This is a genomic window from Dyella sp. BiH032 (assembly GCF_031954525.1).
Lineage (GTDB): Bacteria > Pseudomonadota > Gammaproteobacteria > Xanthomonadales > Rhodanobacteraceae > Dyella_D.
This window is the reverse complement of record NZ_CP134867.1, coordinates 359589-386376: the sequence shown is the minus strand read 5'-3', so window position 1 is coordinate 386376 and position 26788 is coordinate 359589. Positions and strand designations below refer to the sequence as shown.

General features: G+C 64.6%; 19 protein-coding genes. 6 read left to right on the top strand and 13 right to left on the bottom strand.

The window, feature by feature from the left end:
* Positions 1–23 precede the first annotated feature (23 nt).
* From trbB to RKE25_RS01540, 6 genes are all read right to left on the bottom strand, one after another.
* Positions 24–1001 carry a P-type conjugative transfer ATPase TrbB gene (gene trbB, locus RKE25_RS01565; RefSeq protein ID WP_311840516.1) on the bottom strand — a complete coding sequence of 326 codons (978 nt, stop codon included), beginning with the start codon at positions 999–1001 and terminating at the stop codon, positions 24–26.
* A gap of 114 nt (positions 1002–1115) precedes the next feature.
* Positions 1116–2024 (bottom strand): fimbria/pilus periplasmic chaperone, encoded by a 909-nt coding sequence (locus RKE25_RS01560; RefSeq protein WP_311840515.1) that lies wholly within the window; start codon positions 2022–2024, stop codon positions 1116–1118.
* Positions 2025–2268: 244 nt separating this feature from the next.
* Complete coding sequence (locus RKE25_RS01555; protein WP_311840514.1) at positions 2269–4881, bottom strand: fimbria/pilus outer membrane usher protein; 2613 nt, start codon at positions 4879–4881, stop codon at positions 2269–2271.
* A 141-nt stretch (positions 4882–5022) separates the two neighbouring features.
* Positions 5023–5760 (bottom strand): fimbria/pilus periplasmic chaperone, encoded by a 738-nt coding sequence (locus RKE25_RS01550; protein WP_311840513.1) that lies wholly within the window; start codon positions 5758–5760, stop codon positions 5023–5025.
* Positions 5761–5824: 64 nt separating this feature from the next.
* On the bottom strand, positions 5825–6400 hold the full coding sequence (locus tag RKE25_RS01545; RefSeq protein WP_311840512.1) for a fimbrial protein: 576 nt from the start codon (positions 6398–6400) through the stop codon (positions 5825–5827).
* A gap of 508 nt (positions 6401–6908) precedes the next feature.
* Positions 6909–7550, bottom strand: coding sequence for a response regulator transcription factor (locus tag RKE25_RS01540; protein WP_311840511.1), 642 nt, complete (start codon positions 7548–7550; stop codon positions 6909–6911).
* A 293-nt stretch (positions 7551–7843) separates the two neighbouring features.
* On the opposite strand from RKE25_RS01540, the gene RKE25_RS01535 reads away from it, so the two are divergent.
* Complete coding sequence (locus RKE25_RS01535; protein ID WP_311840510.1) at positions 7844–8158, top strand: EF-hand domain-containing protein; 315 nt, start codon at positions 7844–7846, stop codon at positions 8156–8158.
* Between the two features lie 104 nt (positions 8159–8262).
* On the opposite strand, the gene RKE25_RS01530 is transcribed toward RKE25_RS01535, so the two are convergent.
* Positions 8263–10251 carry a trypsin-like peptidase domain-containing protein gene (locus RKE25_RS01530; protein WP_311840509.1) on the bottom strand — a complete coding sequence of 663 codons (1989 nt, stop codon included), beginning with the start codon at positions 10249–10251 and terminating at the stop codon, positions 8263–8265.
* A 204-nt stretch (positions 10252–10455) separates the two neighbouring features.
* The gene (locus RKE25_RS01525) at positions 10456–12702 is read right to left on the bottom strand and encodes a TonB-dependent receptor (RefSeq protein ID WP_311840508.1); all 2247 of its coding nucleotides are present in this window, start codon (positions 12700–12702) and stop codon (positions 10456–10458) included.
* A 190-nt stretch (positions 12703–12892) separates the two neighbouring features.
* Here RKE25_RS01525 and RKE25_RS01520 point away from each other — a divergent pair, with 190 nt between their 5' ends.
* Positions 12893–17392 carry a DEAD/DEAH box helicase gene (locus RKE25_RS01520; protein WP_311840507.1) on the top strand — a complete coding sequence of 1500 codons (4500 nt, stop codon included), beginning with the start codon at positions 12893–12895 and terminating at the stop codon, positions 17390–17392.
* Between the two features lie 4 nt (positions 17393–17396).
* Here the strand turns inward: RKE25_RS01520 and RKE25_RS01515 are convergent, their stop codons facing one another.
* The 3 genes from RKE25_RS01515 to RKE25_RS01505 form a co-directional block, all read right to left on the bottom strand.
* Complete coding sequence (locus RKE25_RS01515) at positions 17397–18083, bottom strand: HAD family phosphatase (protein WP_311840506.1); 687 nt, start codon at positions 18081–18083, stop codon at positions 17397–17399.
* Between the two features lie 31 nt (positions 18084–18114).
* Positions 18115–18489 (bottom strand): nuclear transport factor 2 family protein, encoded by a 375-nt coding sequence (locus RKE25_RS01510; RefSeq protein ID WP_311840505.1) that lies wholly within the window; start codon positions 18487–18489, stop codon positions 18115–18117.
* Between the two features lie 100 nt (positions 18490–18589).
* Complete coding sequence (locus tag RKE25_RS01505) at positions 18590–20191, bottom strand: peptidase S10 (RefSeq protein ID WP_311840504.1); 1602 nt, start codon at positions 20189–20191, stop codon at positions 18590–18592.
* A 337-nt stretch (positions 20192–20528) separates the two neighbouring features.
* Here RKE25_RS01505 and proP point away from each other — a divergent pair, with 337 nt between their 5' ends.
* The gene (proP, locus tag RKE25_RS01500; RefSeq protein WP_311840503.1) at positions 20529–22025 is read left to right on the top strand and encodes a glycine betaine/L-proline transporter ProP; all 1497 of its coding nucleotides are present in this window, start codon (positions 20529–20531) and stop codon (positions 22023–22025) included.
* A 16-nt stretch (positions 22026–22041) separates the two neighbouring features.
* Here the strand turns inward: proP and RKE25_RS01495 are convergent, their stop codons facing one another.
* Positions 22042–22896: a DMT family transporter gene (locus RKE25_RS01495; RefSeq protein ID WP_311840502.1), complete on the bottom strand. Its 855-nt coding sequence runs from the start codon at positions 22894–22896 to the stop codon at positions 22042–22044.
* An 87-nt stretch (positions 22897–22983) separates the two neighbouring features.
* Entirely contained in the window at positions 22984–23973 is a 990-nt protein-coding gene (ftrA, locus tag RKE25_RS01490; RefSeq protein ID WP_311840501.1) for a transcriptional regulator FtrA, read from the bottom strand.
* A gap of 80 nt (positions 23974–24053) precedes the next feature.
* Between ftrA and RKE25_RS01485 the strand changes: the two genes are divergently transcribed.
* From RKE25_RS01485 to RKE25_RS01475, 3 genes are all read left to right on the top strand, one after another.
* Positions 24054–24452 carry a rhodanese-like domain-containing protein gene (locus RKE25_RS01485; protein ID WP_311840500.1) on the top strand — a complete coding sequence of 133 codons (399 nt, stop codon included), beginning with the start codon at positions 24054–24056 and terminating at the stop codon, positions 24450–24452.
* Positions 24449–24913 carry a GNAT family N-acetyltransferase gene (locus tag RKE25_RS01480; RefSeq protein ID WP_311840499.1) on the top strand — a complete coding sequence of 155 codons (465 nt, stop codon included), beginning with the start codon at positions 24449–24451 and terminating at the stop codon, positions 24911–24913. The genes RKE25_RS01485 and RKE25_RS01480 overlap by 4 nt, the downstream gene beginning before the upstream one ends.
* 204 nt (positions 24914–25117) lie before the next feature.
* Positions 25118–26722, top strand: a complete 1605-nt coding sequence (locus tag RKE25_RS01475; protein WP_311840498.1) for a M4 family metallopeptidase — start codon at positions 25118–25120, stop codon at positions 26720–26722.
* The last annotated feature ends 66 nt before the right edge of the window (positions 26723–26788 follow it).

Genomic DNA, 26788 nt, shown 5'->3' with positions numbered 1-26788 from the left:
GAATTTCACCTTTGATAGTGGATTTAGATCTGACGAAGCGCGTAGCGCCCATCCTCATAGCCATCGACTTCGAGGATTTCTTGAACTCGCCGCCCCTCCGAGGTGCGCGCGATGTGTACGAGAAGGTGAACGGCCTCCCCGATAAGAGGTTCGATCGGGCGCGGCGCGTCTGGATGCATGCTGATCAGCATCGCGAGGCGCGACAGTCCGGCGCGCGCGTCGTTGGCGTGCAACGTAGCGGCGCCGCCCTCATGGCCTGTGTTCCAGGCCATCAGGAGATCAAGTGCTTCCGGACCACGCACCTCGCCCACGAGGATTCGATCCGGGCGCATGCGCAGCGATGTGCGCAGCAACTGGGTCATGTTGATTTCCATCGAAGTCCGGTACTGCACAAAGTTCTTTGCGAAGCACTGGATCTCGCCGGTGTCCTCGATGATCAGTACGCGCTCGTCGTGGCCGGCATCGGCCATCTCGCGGATGATCGCGTTGACCAGTGTGGTCTTGCCCGAGCCCGTGCCTCCGATGACCAGGATGTTCCGGTGATCGCGCACCGCCTTGCCCAGGGAGGTCCGTTGCGTGGGCGTCATGATGTCCTTGGCGACGTAATCGTCGAGCGTGAAAACCGAGATGGCTTTCTTGCGGAGTGCAAACGTCGGACCAGCCACGATGGGCGGCAACTGGGCCGCAAAACGTGAGCCGTCCAGCGGGAACTCCGACTCCAGGACAGGCTTGCTGCGCGTGATCTCCTTGCCGTAGAAGCCTGCGACGGTCTTGATGACCGCCTCGGCCTGGCTTGGTCGCATCACGCCGATCTTCTTCATGTTCTCGCCGAGGCGCTCTTGCCACATACTGCCGTCGGCGTTGAGCATGATCTCGACCGTCTTCGGATCATTGAACGCATCCATGAAGACATCACCCAGGTCGCGCAGGAGTTTCTCTTTCGCGCGCGCCTTGACCGTAGGCGCCGCGTCTGCACTGGCATGTGAAGCGTCCATAGTCATCCTCTGGCCGCCCGTGAACGGCCACTGCTTAGTCGATAAATGGGCAGCCATACGGACGGCTCGTCGTCTCCGTGGGAGAGCCCGTCGGCTAACCGCCGCGTTTCGCCGGTGCGCTCAATCCGCCTGCGCGGCTTGGCTATGGATTCCGCCCCAGTCGTCGATCCACTGGTAGCTGACCTTGGCCTTTGATCCGGCTTTCCCGCCAGCGACGTCGAATGTCGCTGTGGAAAACGGTTGCAGCATGTCTGGCGCGACCTCGACGCCTTTGTCTCCGTCCGTCAACGTAATCTTCGCGAGCGAAACGTAGTAGGCGCTATCGTTCTTCACTACGAGCGACGTTTTCATTCCGTCACGCGTGGTTGCTGTCCATACAAGATTCTTTGCCGCGTCGGCCGGGCTTCCCTTCAAGCCGTCTGGCCGATAGAAGAGCTTCAATCTGTACTGGAATGCCAGCTGCATAGACGCTTTGCTCTTTGCGTCGCTGATGTTCTTGCTAGCAGACGGCTTGGGCGGAACCTCCAGCAAGTTGATCCAGTACACCGACTCTCGGTCGGCTGGCAGTTCTGCAGGGATACCGATGAACTGCAAGCGGAAGAGATGTTCTTTGCCGCCTTCGACACGCACCAACGGCGGCGTAATGAGAAAGGGAACCTTCAAACGTTCCGGCGCCAACTGTGTGTCGCCTTGATCGATCCACGCCTTCATCAACACGGGATGTTCCGACCCATTGACTAGGCCGATACTTATTTCGCTTTCCTTGGCCGGGTACACGAATCGCGTCCCTTGGACGACGACACGTGCGCTTGCTTGAACGGACATCATGGCCAGGAGCGCGAATATCACCGCATGACGGAGATAGCGCTTGGGTGTCACCTTGACCAGGGCGCGTGATGCATGCGTCTTTGCATCGCCCCGACCACCCGACCGCACCACACCGTCCGTGCGCCTCGCGTGGCCATGCCGTCCGTCGGTACGGAACGAATCAGTTCCGCGATTGGCAAGGTTGGTGGCTCGAATGGACATAAAGGGACGGTCAGGGGAATCGGAGGCTCATGCCTGTGGGTGACGCTCAATGGCTTGCGTCGTACTCGCCGTCGAAGACATCCGAAAGCGAATTGAATCTTGGCGATTTTCCTCATCCCGAACCATCGGAAGGTTCTCAAAGGAGCCGCCATTAGGACGACACCGATATCCGTGACTTTCAGCTAATCCAAAAGACAGAAGCGGAGGCGTGCAACGCACGTCTCCGCCTTCCGTTTTCCATCACTTAATGAAGGTTGGATACGGCTGGCGCCGAAGCGGAGCACGATAGCGATTGACGCTCAAGGCTCGTCGACTTGGTGTCCCTTGGCCCGACATTGAGTTGGATCTTGCAGCTATCGTCGGGCTTGTCGCTCCAGCGGACGGTGAGCTCGGATGGCTTGTCGACACCGCGGATGATGATCTGTCCGCCTTGACCGGCCATGCCGACCAAATTGCCCTCTGCATCGTAGACCTCGGCGCCAAAGGGAATCGGGTCGCCGCTCTGCAATGTTCCGTCCACCAACACCGTCCTTCCGCTGATGGTCTTGTAATCCAAGCGAACAACGGAGCGGGCCCGCGGAGCGATGTTTTTGGAAGTCTCTTGGAGTTCCACGTCCAGCGAGCTTCCCTTCGGGTCGAGGGAAACCCGGTTGAGCTGATAAGGAACCAGGTTAGTCACCACGGCATAGCCATTCGAATCGACTCGCGAGCGACGGTTTCCGCCGACGCGCGCGCCCTCCGCGCCAGGCGCGTGGACCAGCCCCAAGGTCTCGCCTAGCGTCGGCGCCCACGTGTGGCCACCGCCATGCAGAACCAAGCCGCCAGTGATTCCCGCGTTAACCTGTTTGTAGCCTCTTCCCTGGCTATAGCCGGCATTGATGCTGCCATGTGAGGCGTTGTACTGCGCGGATGCGCTAAACGACGTGTTGCCGGAGCTACGGGAAAAATTGGCGTTGTAGTTGAGCTGGCCGTCCTCGAGGGCAGTGCCCGAGATGCCAACCTGGGCGCTCGCCGGTGCGAGGGTTGAGCGCTCGATCCACGCGTTGACGTTAGGCGCACGATCGGAGCTGCCAAGCGGCAAGCTCGCGGAGACGAGGAACCGCGTGTCCCGGTGCGACGTGCGGCCGGTGTTCTCTCCGACGCCGCCGGGTTGGCCAGGCAGGCGGATATTGTTGGCGGTTTCGAGTGTGCGTTGTGCCGACAGCGAGTAGCTGAGGGACTTCCATTGGTTGGAGTAGCCGACGGTGAAGTCGACCTGCTTACGCTGATCGCCCCAATAGTCACGCCTGGCAGCGCTCGCGAAGACCTGCCCGCCCTTGCTTCCCAACTGCTGGTAAACATTAGCCGTGAACTGGCTGCGTGTGCGCCCGAAAGCGAGCGGCGAATCCTCGCCGAGCTTGGTGGCATTGCGGAGATACGTCAGATCGTTTAAGCCGACGAATCCCTCCGTCGAATAACGGTACGCGGCGAGGGAGAAATTGGTTCCCGTATCCACAATACTCTTGCTATACGCCACGCGTACGCTAACGCCGGATTGGGCGCGCTTGCCGCGCACTTTTGCCTTTGCTCCGGTGACGTCCAGCGAGAACGCACCCGCCTTGGTATTCAGTGCTCCACCGACCAGGGCTGCGCCGTACCCCGTCGCCAGCGTCACGCCACCGTAAGCAGTGACCGTGTCATTCAAGCCCCGCTGGTATGTGCCCTGAGCCGCTAGCGGAGTATTCTTGCGGCGATCCTCCATAACCTTGCCGGCAGCCACTTCCCATCGGCTCTGGCCCGCACGCAGGGATTGTGGTGTCGCGGAGAACGGAATGTTGAAACGCTTGCTTCTGCCGTCGGCCTCCAACACTTCGACTTCAATATCACCGCCGTAGCCGGTGGGATAGAGATCGTTGACCTCGAAGGGGCCGGGGGCGACCGTCAGTTCGCGCAGCAATGCGCCACGCTGCCTGATGACGACGCGTGCGTTCGTCTCGGCAATGCCACGTACCACCGGCGCATAACCGCGCAACGATTGGGGAAGCATGCGGTCGTCCGAGACCAGGCTGGCACCGCGCAGATTCACCGAGTCGAACAGGTTACCCGTGGTATAGAAGTCGCCGACGTACACCTGCGACATCAGCTTGGGCACGTCGTGCTGGAGATAGTTGGCGGTCGTCTTGTAGTCGCGCCCGTTGTGCTCGGACCAGTTGAAGCTGCTGCGATGAATCAGATGCCATGAACCGAAGTTCGCCGTAGCGTCCACGCCTACGTATCCGCTAAGGCGCGAGCGACCACCGAAGGAATTCTGGTACAAATTGGCGTTGTAATTGATGGCGCCGGCATTGACGCCTTCATCCCAATACTTCGGATCGACATAGCCTTTCGCGTTCGCCAGCTCATAGAGCTGGGGAACCGTGATGTCCAGGCTCTGCGAAGCGACGTCGAAGATGGCCTCGGCGCCTGGTACATACTCACCGAGCTCGCCGCAAAAGGCGGCTTCGGGCAAGGCCTTAAGCGAAGAAGTGGGTTCTGCCGCGGCAGCGTCGACCTTGCCTACATCGATACCGTACGCCGTCAGCGACACCCGGTCGAAACACGGCATCGCGGAATCTTTGCCCTGGACGTCCGAAAGCGTGATGTCGGCGCGGGCTTTCCATTCCTTGTTGACGCGGATGTCCGCCCGGTACGTCCCTGGCAGCGCCGTGTTGGCGTTTTCGAAGCGGGAAAGATCGACCTTCGTGCCAAAGCCGGACGGAAAGAAGCCATCGTCGAACGAGATGGCGCCCGGCGAGGCCGGGTCGAGCGCTGCCAGGTATTCAACTGCGTGGGCCGGGCGCGTCATCGCCCCGAGAATCAACGTTGGTAGCAGCGCCATGCGCAAGCTTGCGTATGGGCGCTCTTTGCTTAGGATCGGGGGCGACGGGCTCACAAATAATTTCTCCGGGAAAACATGTTTTTTTTTGCGCGCTAAGGCCTTACCCCGCTGTCAACGAGGACGATGGAAATGCAGCAACTCTTAGCGGTCGGCGGCGATCGGCTGCGTATGCGGGAGCTTCGCGCCGAGATCGGATATCGCCTCGAAAACCACGCTCGTTTCGTCGGCACTCACAGGGGCCTTGAACGTGAAGTTGGCTGTCTTTCCGGGCGCGACCATGCCACCCGTCTCAATAGACGAAATGACCTTGCCACTCCTTTGTTTGATTCCAACGCTGGCGAAATTGACGTAGTACGGCGTGGGATTCGTTACTTGAATGCTCGTTGCGCCAGCCACCGTCCAACTCAGCGCTTTCGGCGCTTCGATTGGCTCACCTTTCAGCCCAGTCGGGCGATACAGCAGTTTGATGCGCGTCTTGACCGCGACACTCATTTCGGTCGGGCTCGTCCCCGACGCGGCCTTCGGAGGAATGTCCAGCATATTGAGCCAGAACAACGACTCCTTATCGGCCGGCAGCGGCTCACCGGCGTGCATGATACGGATGGCCTGGCCACGACCTTTCTCAATCCGGCTCAGCGGAGGCGTCAGGATGAAAGGCGCCTTGCTATCAGTGGGCGAAGCCTGGTCGCCGTCGTCCACCCAAACCTGTACCAGGGCCGGCACCTCTCCCTTGTTCTCAAGGTCGACCGTCACTTCTTTCTGGGAGGAGGGATAGATCACGCGCGTGCCATGAATAATGACGGCCGCGTGGCTTGCCCCCGCAAAGCATCCTGTCGCCAATAGTGCGGCGGCCAAAACTCTGCGCTTCATAAGTTTCATAAGGTCGTTCCGATGTACAGGGAGGGCACCCTTACGGGTGCCCTTGGCATGGTGTCGATGCCGATTAGTTGTAGGTCACCTGGTACTCCACGAAGCTGCGCACGCCACCCGCGGTGGAGGCGCCCGTGGCCACGTATTCCACGCCGTAGGTCACGGCCACCGGAGCATTCGCGTCCAGCGCGTGGTCACGGCCGGCGTCGTTGCGCAGGTCGATGACGGCATTGGCGTTGTCCAGGAGCTGCAGCTGGACGTTGTCGGCCGCACCCTCGATCTGGGTCAGCGTGTTCATCAGGTTGCCGGTCGAGGCGTCCACCGGCTGGCTGGAGGCCAGGTAGCGGAAATGCGCGTTCGTACCGCCGGCCGGATCGCAACCACCGCCGTTGCCGTCGCTGAACACGATCTGGAACGGCTTGCGGCCAGCCGTGTCGCCGGGAGCGGCGAGGGCCGTGGTCGGCACGGTCGGCAGATCCACCGTGAAGTTGCCGATCTGGCCGGTGGTGCCGGCGCCGCCGCTCACCACGCAGGTGGCGTCGCTAACAGTACCGGTGAAACGGATCACGCCATTATCGGCGGAGGCGGAACCAGCGGCAGTGAGGCCGACAACAAAGGCAGCCGCGGCGGCAAGCTTGATGTGCTTCATGTATTACTCCTACATAGGGATTGAGTTAATGAATGCCGCACGTTGCGGCGGTTTTCGTCACCCTTGGGGGTGGAAGGTGACAAAAGGGTTTGGCATGCCCGGGGTGCGAAGCCGACCGATGTACGGCCAGCGCTTTCGGTTCGCGAGCCTGCTCTACATGGGAGGGCGGTGGATTTGCCACGCCATGGTTGGCGCGATTACCAGACTGTCCGGGTACACCACTCGCTTCGATGACAAAGCGAGCGAAGATGGATCATAGGTAGGCGGCTCGAAGAGCAGCCATAGTAGAACTCCAAAAAGGGCTGCACCTCTAGGCTCGTATCGTTCTTTTAAGAAGCGTCCGACACATGACTGTCCGTGCGCTCATGACACGAAAAAGTTTCGGCGTTGCTCGTCGAGATGCCCACAGGAGGTTGCCTTCTCCGCAATCGCCAAGCTTGAGGCCAATCAAGAGAGCAACTGCCACCCATCGATCCGCGCAGTGTTTTCTTGGACGGTCCTGGATCGGTCAACCGGAGAAGCCTTCTCGACTGAGGAAATCGAACAGCTCTACATCGTTGCGAATGCCCAGCTTTCGCAGCGCATCGCTTTTCTGCTTACTGATGGTGGTAATGCCGCGATTGAGCTTGATCGCGATTTCCTTGACGCGAAGCCCCTTGGCCAGAAGTCGAAGCACTTCCACTTCGCGCGGCGACAGCGGCTTCGAGGCGAGTGCGAAGGTCCTGCGCGAACTGGCTTCGACCGTCAACTTGCGTAGCGAAGCGGATATGTATGTTCCGCCCTTGTGGACCGTTTGAACGGCCAGGGGCAGCTCAGCCATGGAAGCGGCTTTGTCCAGCATGCCGCGAACGCCGGTAGTCATCACCATGCGAAGAATGTTGACGTTGCAGGACATGCTGAGCACCAACACCGGAAGATCGGGATAGTTGCGGCAGATGCGCTCGACCATGGCATAGCCGTCGGCATGCCGCGATCCTGGCATGGAGAGATCAGTTATCAAAACGTCGCATTCGTTCGTCGCCAGGAGTTCGAGCAGTTCGTCTACCGTCGCGGCCTCGGCGATCACCGAGCCGAAGCCGCTGTTTTCGATAGTGGCGCGCGCTCCTATCCGGACGACCGGGTGGTCGTCCGCAATGATGATGTTCAACATGGTCATATGCTTCGTCTTCGTAGATGCGACGAAGCATAGATTCAGTCAATGCGTGACTCATATAGCGGCGTGATCCGAAATTGACAAAAGCCCGCATTTGTCACGCCATTATCGGCATCCAAAGATGCTTTTAAGATTCGTCCTGCACCGTTGGAGAGGCGTATATGCCGCCATGGCACGACCTAGCGCCAGGCGATGAGCCAACCTGATTGCCGCGGGTGATCGCACATCGTCACACCGGGCATAGCTATGATTCGCTGCACCACGTCTGCATCTACAAAGAGGATCTCGCCATGACCATGCGTTCTACCGCCGTATTTCTCGCCATGTCGTTCGCTATCGCGAGCTCCGCCCAGGCCCAGACGGGCCTTGGTTACCTGACCAAGAAGCTGGATAACGCCGTCAAGAACTTCGACGCGGCAGACCGCAATCACGATGGGATGCTCAGCAAGGAAGAAGTGCAGAAGGGCAACGTTCCATTCGTCGCCAAGCATTTCGACAAGATCGATCGCGAACACCGCGGCCTGGTGTCGAAAGAGGACGTCGCCGAGTACATCAAGTCGCTGCAGCGCCCCGCATCGGCGAGCACGTCCGGCGGGAAACCGTGATCCTCGGAAGGCAGCCCCAGAGAACGTAGCGCCGACGTTGCCGAAGGACGGCATTGACGACAGGCGACAGCATCCGGCCGCGCTGGCCGGATGCTTGGAGGAAACTACTGCTCGGTGACCTTGAAGTCTTTTAGCAGCAGATCCAGCTTGGGTTTCATGCTGTCCTGCGTCTGCGTACCGGACATCGCATAGAAGGCCGAATACATCACAGCAGGTGGCGTCGCCCCACCAGCACTGACCGGCGCACCGATGCGCGTTTCCCCGTCCGCCGAATAAGCTGTGCCCTCATACGGGTGCCTGCGCTTGAGCATCTTTTCCCAATAGCTCTTCGAGTCGTCGTCCAGGCTCGCTGGTGGGGCCACGTTGCGCTCGATGTGCAGACGATCCGATTCCTGTGGGCTGGCGCTGAGCGAAATGGCGTTCACATCCCAGGTGACCTTCCCACGATCAGGCAGAAAGCCCATACCTAACGTCAACGTGCTTTCCGGCTCGATCTTCTGCAGTTGCGGCGTGAAGGAGAATGCCAACCGGCCCGAGCTGTAGCTGAAGCGCTGTTGGTAGTCCGCCTGAATGTGGAGATGCTTGATCGCTTCCGGTAGCAGGGCCGTGTTCTGCAGGTATTCCTTCCACTGTGCCAGTGAGCCCTCATAGCCGACGGAGACGTAATCCAGCAACGCGCGCATGTCGGCCATGTTGTCGTAGCTGTCATCGGCGGAGGCGAAGCGCATCAGGATCGCGTAGCCGTCAGGCACGGGTAGCGAATAGGTGACGATGCGGGTATTGGCAAACGGTAGCGTCCACACCCGAAGCTGCCAGCGTCGCTGCGAATGATCGACAAGCACCGAGTCGGTCGCCGGCTTGCCAAGTGACGTGATGCGTATCTGTTCGCTGCCGACCGGACGCGTGAAGATGCCCATCTTGCACAGCTGATCGCCCAGCACCACCGGATCGCCGTACAGCTTGCCAGCCGGCACCGTGTCCGGCCGCCGCAAATGCATGAGGAAGTTATGCCCGGAGACGCTCGCCTGGACGTAGCCGTTCGCGGCCAGCGACATTCGGTTGCCTTCCTTCTGGATCAGCCCCCAGTCGCCGGCACTGTTGCGCACGATCAGTGCGGGCAGGGTATTGAGCCACGAAGCCCCGTACAGAAGCTGATTGGATCCTTCACCTCGCGGGAAGAGCTTATCGGCCTCCGTGGCGAGGATCTCCTTCAGCTGGCTATCCACGTACCCATTGAAGATCGCCTGATAGCGCTGAAAGAAGTCCGGCATGCCTAGGGGCAACAAAAACTGGCCCTTGAGGCTGTTACTGAGGGTCGTGCTGAAAACGTCGAACCGGTACGGTGCCCGTTTGTCGATGACCGCCTGCTTCGGCGCATTCAGCACTTCTCCGATCCGCAGGGCGTAGTTGAGGTTTTCATTGGCGGATTTCATCAGCACCACGCCGATGACTTTGCCCTCCTTGTCCAGCAGCGGTCCGCCGCTATTGCCCGGCGAGGCGGCAGCCGAAAAGCGCATCCACTTCCAGGCGCCATCCTGCTGTTCGGGCGTGTCGGAGGTATACAGGCCGTCGCGAATCACCACGCCCGTGCCCAGCGCGTTGCCCACCGCGTAGACTTCCTGATTGAGTACCGGTTTGGTATTCAAATCCAGCGTTTCCTGACCCGGTGCGCCGGCGACGGTGAAGACGACGAAGTCCTTGCGTAGATCGAACTTTTCGATCTTGTCGATCACATAAATCTTGCCGTTGGCATCGCGCAGGGAAGGCGCTCCCCACAGGCTGTCCACGCCGGTCAGCAGCACGTGCCCCGCCGTAACGAATTGGTTGGGTCCGATGGCGAATGCCGTGCCGATCGAGTGGTACTTGTCGGTGCGCTCCTGATAAGGCAGCAGGTCCAGTGGCAACGGCTTCTCGTAGGTGAGCGGATCGTTGACTGGCTTAGCGGCCACCACTTCGTACGTAGCGGCCTGGATTTTCGGCAACAGGGCCGCATCCAGGCTGGCGGCCGATACCGGCCCCAGGGAAATCAGCCAGCACGCAAATGCGCCGGCCCAAATCCGGGCGAGTCCCTTGCCGCCCACCAACGAACGCATCGTTTTCCGCATACGTATCCCGCGCACGACATCCGCCGCCGGCACCCCCTCCGGGCGACCTGCTCGCGGTGGACTGGCGCGCATAGTGACACGGCCCTGCAGAAACTGCATGGCCAGAGGGCGGACTTCGCGGCAGGGCGGCGATGGCCGCCGGACGGAAACGAAACGGCGCCACCCGATCGGATGGCGCCGCCGCGGTACTGCTTACAGTTCGGCGCGGAATTCCACGCCGACCACGCGCGGGTCGTTGACGAACGCCGTGCGGTTATTGAAGTCGATCGCGCCGGTGATGACCTTCTTATTGGTCACGTTGCGGGCGTAGAAGGCGACCTCGCGCTTGCCGAAATCCCAGTTGTAGCCCAGGCGCAGGCCACCTTCGAGGAACGGCTTGCTCTGGAACTCCTTCGATTCGTACAGGAAGAAATTCACATCGCTGCGGTAATTCCAATCGGTGTAGACGAAGAACTCGCCGCTGTCGCCGTAGGGAATGCCATAGCGCGCAGTGAAGGTGCCGATCCACTTCGGCGCATTCGGCAACACGTTGCCGTTGACCAGCGCATTGCCGCTGGCATTGAGCGGGTCGAGCACGGTGCAGCCCGAACCGCAGGGCGCCACGGCCAGGGTCGGGTCCTTCAGTTCCGTGTGGTTGTAGCTGCCGCCGGCGGTCACGATGAAGTTCGGCGTGAGGTAGGCTTCCAGATCGAACTCGGCACCGTAGCCTTCGGTCTTCTTGGCGTTCAGCAGGCGCGTGACGTTGATGTCGCCACCCACCGCGGTCAACTGCTGGTTGTGCATGGTGTAGCTGTAGACGTCGGCATTGAAGCGCACGCGGTTGTCCATGCCGGTGCTCTTCAGGCCCAGTTCGTACGACGTGATCGTCTCCGGCTTCGCCTGCGAGATGAAGTCGGCGAACAGCACGCGGCCCTGCACGCTAGGCGCGCGGAAACCGTTGGCGACGCGGGCATACACGTTCACGTTCGGGTTGAGCGTCCAGGTCGCGGTCACATCGCCGCTCCAGCGCGAGTCGTGCGGCTCGGCGCCCAGCGACAGCGGGCCGCCGCCGATCGGCGAGAGCAGGCGGTCGACGCGGAAGGTGCGCGAGTCGTGCGAGTAGCGGGCACCGGCGCGCACGTCGACATCGTCGGTGATGTGGTAGTCGGCCGATCCGAACACCGCCCACGCATTGGTGCGCTGGGTCTGCTTGGCGTAGCCGTCGAGCGCGTGATTGTTGAGCGTCGCGTAGTCGTAGTTATTGATCGCGATGTCTTCGTGGAAATAGTAGGTGCCCACTTGCCAGTTCAGACGATCTTGCGGATTGCTCGCCAGGCGGAACTCCTGGGTGATCTGCCGATCATGCGGCAGCGCATCGGCGGTCTCGGACGGGAACGGCGTGACCGCGGACTGCTGGCTGGCATCGTGCGGAATGGCAATGCCGCCATCCACGTCGCCCAGGCTGTAGGTGGTGGCCTTCTCGAAGCCGGTGATCGAGGTGAAGGTGTAGTCGCCGAGCTTCCAGTTCAGGTGCAGGTTGCTGCCCCAGGTGAACAGATGCTGCTTGTTGCGGCCGTCCTGGTACACCTTGTCGCGGTCGAAGCCCGGCACGAAGCTGTTTTCGCCCAGCGGGATGGCATTGGCGCGATTGACCATGGCGCTGCCGTCGAGCCAGCGCGCATGCGTGTTGATCAGCGCATTGAAGTCGCCGTTCTCGTACAGCGCCTGCAGGCGAACGGCGCGGTCGTTGTAGCCGCCCAGGGCATCCTTCTTGCCTGTGTAGTCGTTGTCGATCCAGCCGTCACGATGCTGCGCCAGCGCCGACACGCGGCCGGACCAATGCGAGCTGAGCGCGCCGCCCAGCGCCGCCTCGGCATTGGCCGTGCCCAGCGTGCCGTAGGAGACACGGGCATAGCCGCTGGTTTCCTGGCTCGGCTTGCGGGACTCGAACTTGATCACGCCGGCGGGCGAATTGCGGCCGAACAGCGTGCCCTGCGGGCCGCGCAACACTTCCACCTGTTCCAGGTCGAACAGCGGGAAGCCCTTGAGGATCGGGTTCTCCTGCACGATGTCGTCGTACACCATCGACACCGGTTGCGAAGCATTGAGATCGAAGTCGCTGTTGCCCAGGCCGCGGATGTAGAAGCGCGGGAACTCGCGGCCGTACGAGGTTTCGGCATACACGCTCGGCGCGCGCGAGGCGAGCTGGAGCACGCCGTCGCCGGCCTGGCCGAAGGCTTCCAGCTTCTCGGACGGCAGCACCGTCATCGAGATCGGCACCTTCTGCAGGTTCTCGACGCGCTTCTCGGCGGTCACGGTCACGGCCTGCAGTTCGACCGGCTTTTTCTTGCCATTGGCGGACTGGCTGTCGGCGTCCTGCGCCTGCGCGGCGGCGGCCGACAGGGCGAGGGCAATGGATACGGCAAGCACGGCGAACCGCGACGGGTGGGCAACGGACATTGGGGATCCCCAGGAGTGATTGGCAACCGTAGGCAGTGCGCGCTATACGCCGGCGCATTGCTGTGACGCAATATTGTCATCCATGCGTGCTACCGGCGGGAAGTGCACCCGGCCGGACAACCTTGCCGGCGTCCTTACGAGCCCCCATCTAGAATGGACCTCCCGCCCGGCTCCGAGCGAGCCCAAGTCCATGTCCCTGCAAGCATTTCATCCAGCCGTCCGCCAGTGGTTCGAGCGCGCCTTCCCGGCGCCCACCGCGGCGCAGCTGGCCGCCTGGCCGTCCATTCGTGAAGGCCGCCACACCCTGGTGGCGGCCCCGACCGGCTCGGGCAAGACGCTGACGGCCTTCCTGGCCGCCATCGACGGCCTGGTGCGTGAAGGCCTGGCCCAGGGCGGCGTCCTGCCCGATGTCACGTCGGTGGTCTACGTGTCGCCGCTCAAGGCGCTGTCCAACGACATTCACATCAACCTCGAAGCCCCGCTGGAAGGCATCCGCGCCGAACTGGCGGCGATGGGCCTGCCGGACGTAGCCATCCGTACCGCCGTGCGCACCGGCGACACGCCGCAGGTGGAGCGCACGCTGATGCGGCGCCAGCCGCCGCACATCCTGGTGACCACGCCGGAGTCGCTGTACATCCTGCTGGGCTCCGCTTCCGGACGCGACATGCTCGGCGGGACACGGACGGTGATCGTGGATGAGATCCACGCGATGGCCTCGACCAAGCGCGGCTCGCACTTGGCCTTGTCGCTGGAACGCCTCGAAGCGCTATGCCAGCGGCGCTTGCTGCGGATCGGCCTGTCCGCGACGCAGAAGCCGATCGAGGAGGTGGCGCGGTTCCTGGTGGGGGAAGGCAACGACAATCTCGCTCTCACCCCCTCTCTCCTGCGGGGAGAGGGTTGGGGCGAGGGGAATCTACAGGGCGTAGAAGCGGGAACCTCAGAGCAGGCATCGCTGCGTAGAGCCCATCCCGCGAGCACCCGCCCCCCATCCGTCCCTTCGAGCCACCTTCCCCCCGGAGGGGAGAAGGAAACGCAGCGCTGCAACATCATCGACGTCGGTCACACCCGCGAACGCGACCTCGCCATCGAAGTCACGCCGGTACCGCTCGAAGCGGTGATGTCCAATGACGCCTGGGAACTGGTCTACAACCAGCTCGCTGTGCTGGCCCAGCAGCACCGCACGACGCTGGTCTTCGTCAACACCCGCCGCATGGCCGAACGCGTGGCGCGGCATCTGTCCGAACGTATGGGCAAGGAAGCCGTGGCCGCGCACCACGGCAGCCTTGCGCGCGAGCAGCGCCTGGATGCCGAGCAGCGCCTCAAGCGCGGCGAACTGAAGGTGCTGGTGGCCACCGCCTCGCTGGAGCTGGGCATCGACATCGGCGACGTCGACTTGGTCTGCCAGCTCAGCTCGCCACGCTCCATCGCCGCATTCCTGCAGCGCGCCGGCCGTTCCGGCCACGCCGTGAACGGCACGCCGAAAGCGCGCCTGTTTCCCACTTCGCGCGACGATCTGGTCGAATGCACCGCGCTGCTCGATTGCGTACGCCGTGGCGAGCTGGACACGCTGGTGATTCCGCCGCAGCCGCTGGACGTGCTTGCTCAGCAGATCGTCGCCGAGATCGCCTGCCAGGAATGGGATGAGGATGCGCTGTTCGCGCTGATGCGACGCGCATATCCCTACCGCGATCTGCGGCGCGAACAGTTCGACGCCATTGTGCGCATGCTCGCCGACGGCTTCACCATGCGCCGCGGCGCCCGTGCGGCCTATGTCCACCGCGACGCGGTACACAAGCAGCTGCGGGCGCGGCGGGGAGCACGACTCACCGCGGTCACCTCCGGCGGCGCCATTCCCGACACGGCCGACTACCTGGTGGTGCTGGAACCGCAGGCCACCGTCATCGGGAGCGTCCATGAGGACTTCGCGGTGGAAAGCCTCGCCGGCGACATCTTCCAGCTCGGCAACACCAGCTATCGCATCATCCGCGTGGAGCGCGACCGCCTGCGCGTCGAGGACGCCCACGGCGTGCCGCCGAGCATCCCGTTCTGGCTGGGCGAAGCGCCGGGACGGAGCGCCGAGCTGTCGTTCGGCGTGTCGCGCCTGCGCGAGCACATCGCGGCGCAACTGGATGAAGGCGGCATCGACGCGGCCCTCGCCTGGCTGAAAGGCACCCTCGGCCTCCCCGACGCCGCGGCGCAACAGCTGGCGGACTACCTGGCCAAGGCGAAAGCCGCGCTCGGTGTCCTGCCGACGCAGCACACGCTGGTGTTCGAGCGCTTCTTCGACGAATCCGGCGGCACCCAGCTGGTCATCCACACGCCCTGGGGCAGCCGGATCAACCGCGCCTGGGGCCTTGCGCTGCGCAAGCGCTTCTGCCGCCAGTTCAACTTCGAGTTGCAGGCGGCGGCGACCGAAGACGCCATCGTGCTGTCGCTGTCCACCAGCCACAGCTTCCCGTTGATCGAGGTCGCCCGCTACTTGCATTCCAACACCGCCGAGCACGTGCTCGTACAGGCCCTGCTGGACGCGCCGCTGTTTCCGGTGCGCTGGCGCTGGAACGCCACCACGTCGCTCGCGCTCCCGCGCTTCCAGGGCGGCCGCAAGGTGCCGCCGCAGATCCAGCGGATGAAGAGTGAGGATCTTCTCGCGACGGTGTTCCCCGACCAGGTCGCCTGCCTGGAGAACATCGTCGGCGAACGGCAGATCCCCGAGCACCCGCTGGTCGACCAGACGCTCTACGATTGCCTGCGCGAGGCGATGGACGTCGACGGCCTGCTGCACATCCTGCGCGGATTGGAGAGCGGCCGGATCGAGGTCGTCGCGCGGGATCTCACGGCCGCCAGTCCGCTCGCCGCCGAGGTGCTGACCGCCGCGCCGTACGCCTATCTCGACGACGCCCCGCTGGAAGAGCGCCGCACCCAGGCGGTGCAGACGCGCCGATGGAACGACGCCGACAGCGCGGACGACCTCGGCAAGCTCGATCCCGAAGCCATCGAGGCGGTGCGTGGCGAAGCCTGGCCGGAGGTACGCAGCGCCGACGAAATGCACGAGGCGCTCAGCGTGCTGGGCTTCGTCACGGCCGCAGAGGCGGCGGACAACGAGGGTTGGGAAGGCTGGCTGCAAACCCTGGCGGCAAACCGCCGCGCCACGGCGCTCGCGCTGCCAGCGCCTGCGGCCTGGCGCGTGTGGGTCGCCGCCGAGAAGTCGCCGCTATGGCGGGCGATCCATGCCGAGGCCTCCGCAACGCCGGCCGTGGAACCGCCTGCCGAATTCCTGGCGCAGGCTTGGACCCGCGAAGACGCCCTGCTGGAACTGGTACGCGGCCGCCTCGTCGGTCTCGGACCGGTAACCGTCACGCGCCTGGCCGAATCGCTGGCTGTCGAGCCGACCGACGTGGAGCTCGCGCTGATCCGGCTCCAGTCCGAAGGCTACGTGATGCAGGGCCAGTTCACGCCCGCAGCGACAGACACGGAGTGGTGCGAACGCCATCTGCTGGCGCGCATCCACCGCTACACCATCGGACGCCTGCGGCGCGAGATCGAGCCGGTGAGCCGCCGCGACTTCATGCGCTTCCTGTTCGACTGGCAGCATGCCGCGCCGGGGGCGCGCCTGAGCGGACCCGATGCGCTTCCCGCCGCACTCGTGCAGCTGGAAGGTTACGAAGCCGCTGCCGGCGCCTGGGAAGCCGAGCTGCTGCCCGCGCGCATCGACGACTACGCCATCACCTGGCTCGATGACCTTTGCCGCGCCGGACGCATCGGCTGGAACCGCCTGCGCGGCGCCACCGGCGGCAGCAGCCCTGTGCGCGCTACGCCGATCGTGCTGCTGCCCCGCAAGGAAGCGCCGATCTGGCGCGGCATCGCCGAAGCAAGCCAGCCACAGGAACTGCAACTGTCCTCGCGTGCCCAAGCCGTCGCCGACGCGCTGCGCGAACACGGTGCGCTGTTCTTCGACGAACTGATGAGCGTCGCGCATCTGCTGCGCACGGAGCTGGAGGACGCACTGGGCGAACTGGTCGCCGCCGGCCGCGTCACGGCCGACAGTTTCGCGGGCCTGCGCGCGCTGCTGCTTCCCGCGGCCAAGCGCGATGCGCATCGTCATCGGCGCCTGCGCCGCCACATGCTCAATGGCATCGAAGACGCAGGCCGCTGGTCGCTGGTGCGGCCGCCGCTGTCGCTGGATGGCAAGGACGGAAGCGCGCGCAGCGAAGCCGTGGAGCATGTCGCCCGCACCCTGCTGCGTCGTTACGGCGTCGTGTTCTGGAAGCTGCTGGAGCGCGAGGCCGCCTGGTTGCCCACCTGGCGTGAACTGCTGCGCGTCTACCACCGGCTGGAAGCGCGTGGCGAGATCCGCGGCGGGCGCTTCGTCGAGGGCCTGGTCGGCGAACAGTTTGCGCTGCCCGAGGCGATCGGCAAGCTGCGCCAAGTCCGCCAGCAGCCGAACGAGGGCCAGTTCGTCTGCCTGAGCGGCTGCGACCCGCTCAATCTGGTGGGCACCGTGCTCAGCGGCAACCGCCTGCCGGCCGTTATCGGCACGCGCGTGTTGTACGAGGATGGCGTCGCCGTGGCCGCGCTGGTGGCGAACAAGCCGCAATGGCTCGTGGACACCGACAGCGCGCAGCAACAGCGCTGGAAGAATGCGCTATTGCGCCGGGCGGAGCCCGACCGCGCGCTCGCGCGCGCCCTTTGATCTGCTACGACGTCGCCCAACCGGCCAGCAGGGAAGGCAGTTCGGCCATGTCCGAGAAAACATGCGCCACGCCCGCGCCGCGCAGCGCGGCTCCGCTGTCGTGGCCCGGTTGCCGCGGGCTATAGCCGAACACGGTGGCGCCGGCTGCGACACCGGCCGAGGCGCCGGTGACCGTGTCTTCGATCACCGCACAGCGGCGCGGATCCACGCCCAACGCGCTGGCGGCAGCGAGATAGACGTCCGGATGCGGCTTGCTGCGGGGCAGGTCCTGCCCGCTGAAGACGCGACCTTCGAAACAATCGAGGATGCCCACTTTTGCCAGCTGCATCCGAACTTTGTACAGATCCGCGCCGGACGCGACGGCCATGCGGCCCTCCAGCCGCGCATGCAGCTCGCGCACGGCCAGCGGTGCGCCGGGGATCGCCTCCAGCTCTTGCTCCAGTGCCAGGTTGCGCCGGCGGCGGAACGCCAGCAGCCACTCCTCGCTGAAAGGCTTGCCCGTGCGCGCCTCGATCAGCGCGGCCTCGTCCCGGACCGCTTTGCCCAGAAAGATGCGCATCGACTCCGCGGGCGTGACCGGCCAGCCCAGCTCGCCGAGCATCTCGGCCAGTACCCGGTTGGTGATGAGCTCGGAATCGACCAGCACGCCGTCGCAGTCGAACAGGACCGCATCAAAAGGAAAGGCAGCCATGGTCATGGAGCCGCGAAGTACCTGATGCGCTTCACTCGCTGAAATCGGCGATGTAGACCAACAGGCCGTCCCGAGCCCGGTACTCGCTGCGTCCGGTCAGCGCGATGCTCTGGCCGGCGCGGACGCCGTTAGGGAGGTCGATGGCAAAGGTCCCGTCGAACAGGATGTCGGCCGTGGCGGCGTCCCCTCCGTGCTCGCGGAAGGCGGTGATGAGCTGTCGCCGCGCCGAGAACAGATGCAGGGAGCTCTCCGCCAGGTGGCGCAGCTCGTCGGCGCCCTGGGTCCGCACGCTCAGCACGCCCTTGGTGTAGTTCTCGAACACCACCTCGCGGTGCATGGTCCGCAGCATGGCGGACACGTCCATGCGGTTGTAGGCAGCGAGGTAGTTGTCGACGAGAGCGCGCATGATCGGAGCCGGTATAGGAATCGGGGGGCGGTGACGGCGCGGCTAGCATAGCAATTCGCGGTTGACGCAGTCCTTTCCTTTTCCCGGAGCGCCGGTCCGCTCACTTCACGTTGTCGGTCTCTTCGATGAAGCGCGCCACATTGTCGTGCAGCTTCTTCAGCGAGTCCTCGTGGGCGTAGACCATGTGACCGGAGGGATACCAGTCGTACGAGATGTTCTTCTGGAGCGATTCCGGGATCGGCAGGTGATGCATCTCGTAGTCGGCGGCGAAGTAGGGCGTGGCCAGATCGTAGTAGCCGCCGTGCAGGGACACGCGGAGATTGGGGTTGGTCTTCATCGCCATCGCCAAGTCCGTCATGACGTTGGTCGACTGCTGCAAGGCCTCGCCACTGACGCCCGGCGCCTTGTGCGCGAAATCCCAATGGTCGATCGATGCAAATAACCGGTATTGCTGGCCATCGCCGTACTTCAGCTGCTTGCGCACGTAGTCGTTGAAGGCGGCGACATAGGCGGCGCTGATCGCCGAAGACTGCGGGTCGTACTCGGCGTCCTTGCTCAGCGGATCCAGCGACGGCCCGGAGAAGCGGCTGTCGAGGCGACCCGTGGTCACGCCGCCATCGCCTTGCAACTCATGCTCGAACATGCCGCCGGTGACGCGCAGGTCCGCCTTCAGCAGATAGGCCACCGGAAGGCCGGTGTACCGGTGCAGTTTCTCTGCGACCGCCTGCCGGTGCGTGGCGTCGAGGCGGCTGCCGGCCATCAGGGCCTGGGCGTAGTCGGTAAGGGCGAACTGCTCCACTTCGCGCAGGAACGGTTCCAGGGCGGCCGGCTGTTGCGGCAGGCGGCGGTGATAGAAAGCCGTTGCGGCGAACGTAGGCAGCGCAACGACGTATGGCAGGTCCACGCCCGGATTGAACTGCGGGCCGTCGATGCTGGTATCGAAGCTGAGGATCTGCGAGAGCAGGATCACGCCGTTGAGGTCGACGCTGGCCTCGTTCTCCAGGATGTTCGCCAGCACGGCCGAACGCGTGGTGCCGTAGCTTTCGCCGAACAGGTACTTAGGCGAATTCCAGCGGCCGTACTTGGAAAGGAACTGCGTGATGAACTGCGCGAAGGCGTGGCCATCGCCGTCGACGCTGTAGACCTCCTTGCGCCGGTCCTTCATTTGCTCCTCGCGCTTGCTCTTGTCCTCGTCTGCGGCTATCAGGCGGCTGAAGCCGGCGCCGGGTGCGTCGATGAAGACCAGGTCGGAAGCGTCGAGCAAGCTGTCATCGTTGTTCACCAGCGCGTACGGCGCGGCCGGCGTGTGGCTGTCGTCGGCGGTGACGACGCGGCGCGGCCCGAACGCGCCCATGTGCAACCACACGGTGGCCGAGCCCGGGCCGCCGTTGTAGATGAAGGTGATCGGCCGCTTGCCCGCATCGGCTCCCTTCTTGAAGTACGCCGCATAGAACATGCTGACCTGCGGCTCGCGTTCCTTGTCGCCGCTGCCGTGCAGCACCAGGGTGCCGGCCACGGCCTTGTAGTCGATATTCCGCCCGGCCACGCGCACCGAGCCGGAGGTCTCCGATGACGACGGCTGCGCCAGCGCCGCATCGGCCTTGCTGTCCTGGCCGGCGTCTTTCTTGTCCTGCTTGTCGGCGATGGCGGTGCCGGCGAACAGGAGGGCCGCCAGGGCGGCCGCCAACGGAAGCGTGCGCATCGGGATTCCTTTGGGAGTGGTGCGGAACACCCGAGCTTAGGCAAAGGCCACGCGATCTTTCGCACGCCAGAAGTCATGGCTCTGGTACTGGAGACGCATCGCAGACCCATGTTGAGTCACACATTTCGCCGCCGTCCTATGCACCGCTTTGCGAAATCTTGACGCTCGTCCGGTACCATCCCTTGCGTTGACGTGTCTGCGTCGACCCGTGGATCCCTCGCAGGCCTCCCCGCCGCACTTAATTGGATCCGCCTCCATTTCGATTCGGGGTCGCCATGCGACCGCCCCTGCGCATCGCCCATGCGGTGCGTCCGTCCACGCGCCCAGGGAGAACCATATGCCGCTCCATCATCCTCATCGCTCCCACTTCGGCTGGTTCAAGCGCCCGCGTCAGGTACGCCTGGACGACATCACGATCGTGGACCAGCCCATGGTGCGCCGCGCCGTCGGCGCGGCGGCGCTGGGCAACGCGATGGAGTGGTTCGATTTCGGCGTGTACGGCTACATGGCGGTGACGCTCGGCAAGGTGTTCTTTCCCGAAGGCAACGCCACCGCGCAGTTGCTCGCCACCTTCGCCGCGTTCGCCGTGGCGTTTCTGGTGAGGCCGATAGGCGGCGTTGTGTTCGGCCCGCTGGGCGACCGTTACGGCCGCCAGAAGGTACTGGCGGCGACGATGATCCTGATGGCCGCGGGCACGCTCTCGATCGGCCTGATTCCCAGCTACGAGCGCATCGGCCTGTGGGCGCCGGGGCTGCTCCTGCTGGCGCGCCTGGTACAGGGCTTTTCCACCGGCGGCGAGTACGGCGGCGCGGCGACCTTCATCGCCGAGTACGCGCCGGACCGCCGGCGCGGCCTGCTGGGCAGCTGGCTGGAGTTCGGCACGCTCGGCGGCTACATCGCCGGCGCCGGCGCGGTCACGGTGCTCACCGCGACGCTCAGCGAGGCGCAGATGTTGTCCTGGGGATGGCGCGTGCCGTTCCTGATCGCCGGCCCGCTCGGCCTCGTCGGCCTGTATCTGCGCCTGAAGCTGGAGGAAACCCCGGCCTTCCAGGCCTATGCCGACGCATTGGACCAGCGCGAGCGCAACAAGCCCGCCGGCAGCCTGCGCGAACTGGTCGCCGTGCACTGGCGGCAATTGCTCAAATGCGTAGGGCTGGTGCTGGTCTTCAACGTGACCGACTACATGCTGCTGACCTATATGCCGAGCTATCTCACGGTGACGCTCGGCTATCCGGAGGCCAAGGGCCTGTTGCTGATCCTGCTGGTGATGGCCGTGATGATGCCGCTGAACGTCGCCGGTGGTTACCTCAGCGACCGGTTGGGCCGACGTCCCATGATCATGGGCGCCTGCGCTGCGCTGCTACTGCTGTCGGTGCCGTGCATGCTGCTGGTCGGCAGCGGGCGGGCGCCACTGGTGCTCATGGGCCTGTTCGCCCTGGGCGTCGCGCTCGCCTGCTTCACCAGTTCCATGCCGTCCACGTTGCCGGCGCTGTTCTACACGCCGGTGCGCTACAGCGCGCTGTCCATCGCCTTCAATGTGTCCGTATCGCTGTTCGGCGGTACCACGCCACTGGTGGCGGCGTGGCTGGTGGAGCGCACAGGCGACCCGCTGGTACCCGCTTATTACCTGATGGGCGCGGCTGCCATCGGCTTGTTCACCATGCTGTTCGTGCGCGAGACCGCCAACCTGCCCTTGCGTGGCTCGCCGCCGGCGGTGAGCACGAAACAGGAAGCCCGCGACCTGCTTGCCGCGAGCGAGCCGGTCACCGTCGACGCGGCCTTGCCGGGCAACGACCTGCCGGTCCAGGCATCGCCAGAGCAGGAGCCGGCCTGACGCGCCGGCGACGGCGTCAGCCCTGCGTCGCCAACGCGATCGCTGCCGCCGCCAGAACCACGCCAAACACGTTCAGGCGACTGAGCCTCTCACGGAAAACCAGTGTGCCCACCAGCGCGCCCAGCGCGACCACGCCGAGGTTCATGGCCGCGAAGACCAGCGACGGCCGGTCGGCGAGTGCCTGGTGCGCACGCACGTAGAACACGATGTTGCCGAAGTTCGCCAGGCCCAGCAGCAAGCCGGCGACTGCGTTGCGCACAGTGAAACGCGTCCTGCCCGCAAGGCGCCGCGCCAGCTGGATGGCGAACGCCACTACCAGCGCCAGCGCGAACATCGCCTGCAGCGACGCCGCGAACGGCGTGCCCGCCTGGGCGACGTGCTTGAACAGGATGTCGATGGCGGCGAAGCCGGCAAATACCGCCAGCGGCCAGAGCCAACCGGTCCCTTCTTCGCCCGTCTCCGCATCGCGGCGCCATACCATGCAGGCGAGGGCGACCAGTCCCAGCGCGATGCCCGCCAGCTTGGCTGCGCTCGCCGATTCGCCGAAGAGCAGGAATGCCGCCAGCAACGAGACCACCAGCGACAACCGTTGCGCCGCGTCGCTGCGCACGATGCCGGCATGCCGCACCGACGCACCCAGCGCCAGGAAGATCAGCGGCAAGAGCATGCCCAAGCCGACGAAACCGAGCCAGGGCGCGCCAGGCGCCGCCAACGATGTCAGCGATGGATGAAAGACCCAGGCGGTCAGGGCGCTGGTGGCCACGTAGTTCCAGGCGACCGCCTGGCCCACGTCGACGTCATAGCGGCGCGCCAGTTTCAGGAGCACGGAAACCAGCACACTGCAGCAGATGGCCAGAACGATGAAATGCATAGGATGGCGCGAGGGGAACCGATGCGCAGCTTAGCCGGCTCGCACGCGCTTCACTACGGAGCGCGTGCAACCTGCGCCGTCGCTGTGTCAGCCGCCGTGCGCGAACCTTTCCCGATAACGCGCGGGACTGACCTTCAAGGCGCGGCGAAAGTGGTGGCGCAGGGTATCCGCGCTGCCGAAGCCGCATTGGTCGGCGATCTGCTCCACCGCCAGATCGCTGCCTTCCAGCAGTTCCCGCGCGCGACCGAGGCGCTCGTGCACCAGCCACTGTTTCGGCGACCGGCCCGTCGCCTCTTCGAAGCGCCGCAGCAAGGTACGTTCGCTCATGCGTGCGCGTTCGGCCAGCATGCCCAGGGGAAGCGGCTCGGCGAGGTTGCGCCGCATCCATTCCAGCAGCTTGCCCAGCGCGGCGCCCTGTTCGGGCAGCGGCGAGGGGATGAACTGCGCCTGGCCACCATCGCGATGCGTCGGCACCACCGCACGGCGCGCGACCTGGTTGGCGATGCGCGGCCCGTAGTCGCGCCGAATCAGATGCAGCGACAGGTCGATCGCGGCGGCACTGCCGGCAGAAGTCATTACCTCGCCTTCGTCCACGTAGAGCACGTCCGGTGCCAGCCGGATGCGGGGATGGCGAGCGCGCAGCGCGTCCACGTAGCGCCAGTGCGTCGTCGCGGCGCGTCCATCCAGCAGTCCGGCCGCCGCCAGCACGAACACACCGGAACAGAACGACATCAGACGCGCGCCACGCCGGTGTGCCGCGCGCAGTGCGTCCAGCAGTGCCGGCGGTGGCGGGGCGTCCGCGCCGCGCCACCCCGGTACGATGATCGTGCCCGCGCGGGCCAGGCCTTCCAGCCCGCGATCGGCCTGCACACGCAACCCTCCCGCTGCCCGCATCGGGCCGTCATCCACCGCACAGGAGGCGAAGCGATACCACTCATCCACCTCGGGACGCGCGATGCCGAACATCTCCACGGCGATGCCGTACTCGAACGTGCACAGGCCGTCGTAGACCAGGGCGGCGACATGCCGATTGGCCGGGCCGGAAAACCCTCGTGGGCGCTTTGGCGGATTTTTCATGGTGACTGGCATTCTTGCCAATGTCGGCGAAGGCCGCCAGTGCCCACACTGGCGCCATCTTCACCACGGAGCATTACCCCATGAGCAGCGTCGTCCACCGCTTTCCCGCCGCGCCGAGCGCCCAGGCGCTCGCCCACTTCCAGGCCCGCCTGGGTTTCGAGACCGACTGCGCGGATGTCCATTACGCCACGCAGCATGAGACCAAGGACTTCGTTCTCCTCGACGTACGCATTCCCACGCTCTATGCCGCCGGCCACGTGCCCGGCGCGACCAACATGCCCACGCGTACGATCAGCGAACAGCGGCTTGCCGAATACCCGGCCGATACGCTGTTCGTCGTGTATTGCGCCGGCCCGCACTGCAATGGCGCCAACAAAGCCGCGGTGAAGCTCGCGCAGCTCGGCCGCCCGGTGAAGGAAATGATCGGCGGGCTCACGGGCTGGATCGACGAGGGCTTCGGCCTCGAGCGCAGCGCGTGACGACAGCGCCGGCGATCCGTCGCGCCACCGGCAGCGACCTCGCCGCGCTGCTGCCCTTGTGCGTCGAACACGCGACCTACGAACGCATCGGCCACGCGCTTGGCGACCGCGCGGACGCACTTGCCTCCGCACTCGACGCCGATCCTCCGTCGGTACGCGCCTGGATGGCGTGGATCGACGGTCAAGCCGTGGCCTACGCGACGGCGACGATCGACTTCTCCACGCTGGAAGCAGCGACCTTCCTGCACATGGATTGCCTCTACGTGCGCGAAGCGTGGCGCGGTCGCGGCGTCGGGTTGCGGCTGCTCGAAACGCTGCGGGCCTTCGCAGGCTCTTGCGGCTGCTCCGCCATGCAATGGCAGACGCCCGCGTGGAACGAGCAGGCGGCGCACTTCTACCGCAGGCTGGGCGCGGACGAAAAACCAAAGCAGCGCTTCACGTTAATGCTCGATCGCGGGTGAACTGGCGGCGCATCACGGACGTCATGCGCGGCCCGACTTGCGCGAGCCTTGCATGAAGGAAGTTACGAAACATTCCTATGTTCTTGCGATCGGTCCGCAAGGAGGATAGCCGGCCTCAGGGGGAAGTCCGGTTATGGGGGCGCCACCGGCAGCGCGCATACGCACTGCCGCCGTCTTCTACGTCCACGCCTAAGGAGTGTCGCGATGTCTTTGAAGCCGTACCTGCTCAGCCTTTCGATCGCCGCCGCCTTCACCGCTACCGGCGCGCATGCCGCCCGGTTCGACCACACGGCCGCTGCCGGCCTCGCCAAAGGGTTGGTCAAGCAACAAGCCACTGCCCTGCAGGCTGACGGCGACGATACGTTCGAAGCCACCGACGTGATCATCGACCCGGACGGCACCGAGCACGTGCGCATGCAGCGCAGCTATCGCGGGCTGCCGGTGATCGGCGGCGACGTCGTCGTGCACAGCAACAACGGCCGCTTCCGCGAAGCCAGCCTCACCCTGCGCGGACGCGGACGCCCGAGCCTGTCGCCCCGCGCCTCGGCGGATGAAGCGCTGCTCGCCGCGGGCAAGGATTTCAACGGCGAGATCGAGAGCATCGAAAGCCGCGGCCTGGTGATCTACGCGCGCGGCGACAAACCGGTGCTGGCCTATGAAGTGAACGTGCAGGGCGCGTCCGATGCCTTCGGTACGGCGAACATGCGCTATTTCGTTGATGCCACCAACGGCAAGGTGCTGGATCGCTGGAACCTGTTCCAGACCGCGGCCGCCAATGGCACGGGCAAGTCGCTGCTGGTGGGCAACGTCGGCATCGTGACGAACTCCGTCACCGGCGGCTATCAGCTGCTCGATCCCAGCCGCGGCAACGGTGCCGTCTACGACGCGAAGGACAAGAACGACACCTCGCGCAACCTGTCCGCCGCGACCTTGTTCACCGACACCGACAACGTGTGGGGCAACAATGCCGAGACCGACCGTGCCACCGTGGCGTCCGACATCGCGTACGGCGTGGCCAACACCTGGGATTACTACAAGAACGTGCACGGCCGTAACGGCATCTTCAACGACGGCAAGGGCGTGAAGAGCTATGCGCACGTGAAGATCTACGTCGGCACCGGCTACACCTCCAACAACGCGGCCTGGAACGGCAGCGCGATGGAGTACGGCGACGGCGGCACCACCTGGTTCCCGCTGGTCGGCGTCGACGTGGCCGGGCATGAAATGAGCCACGGCGTCACGCAGGCGACGGCGGGCCTGGCCTACTCCGGCGAGTCGGGCGGCTTGAACGAAGCCAACTCCGACATCTTCGGCACCATGGTCGAGTACTACGCCAATAACAGCGCCGACACGCCGGACTACCTGATCGGCGAGAAGCTCTACCGCAGCAATCCCAACGGCACCAGCGCGCTGCGCTACATGTTCAAGCCAAGCCTCGACGGCGCCTCGGCCGACTGCTGGAGCAGCTCGGTCGGCTCGCTCAACGTGCATTACAGCTCCGGCGTGGGCAACCACTTCTTCTACCTGCTGGCGGAAGGCGCGGTGGTGCCGGCCGGCTTCGGCGCGGGCACGGCGGCGAATCTCTCCGCGGCCAGCCTGGTCTGCAACGGCAACACCGCCGCGGGCGGCATCGGCCGCGACGCCGCGCAGAAGATCTGGTATCGCGCGCTGACGGTGTATATGACATCCAACACCAACTACGCCAGCGCCCGCACCGCCACGCTCAAGGCGGCGGCGGATCTCTACGGTACCGGTTCCACGCAGTACAACGGCGTGGCTTCCGCGTGGAGCGCGGTCAACGTCAACTGAGTTTGCGCAATGAAAAAGCCGGCCCGGGTTTCCCGGGCCGGCTTTTTTTGTGCCGCTTGTCCACAC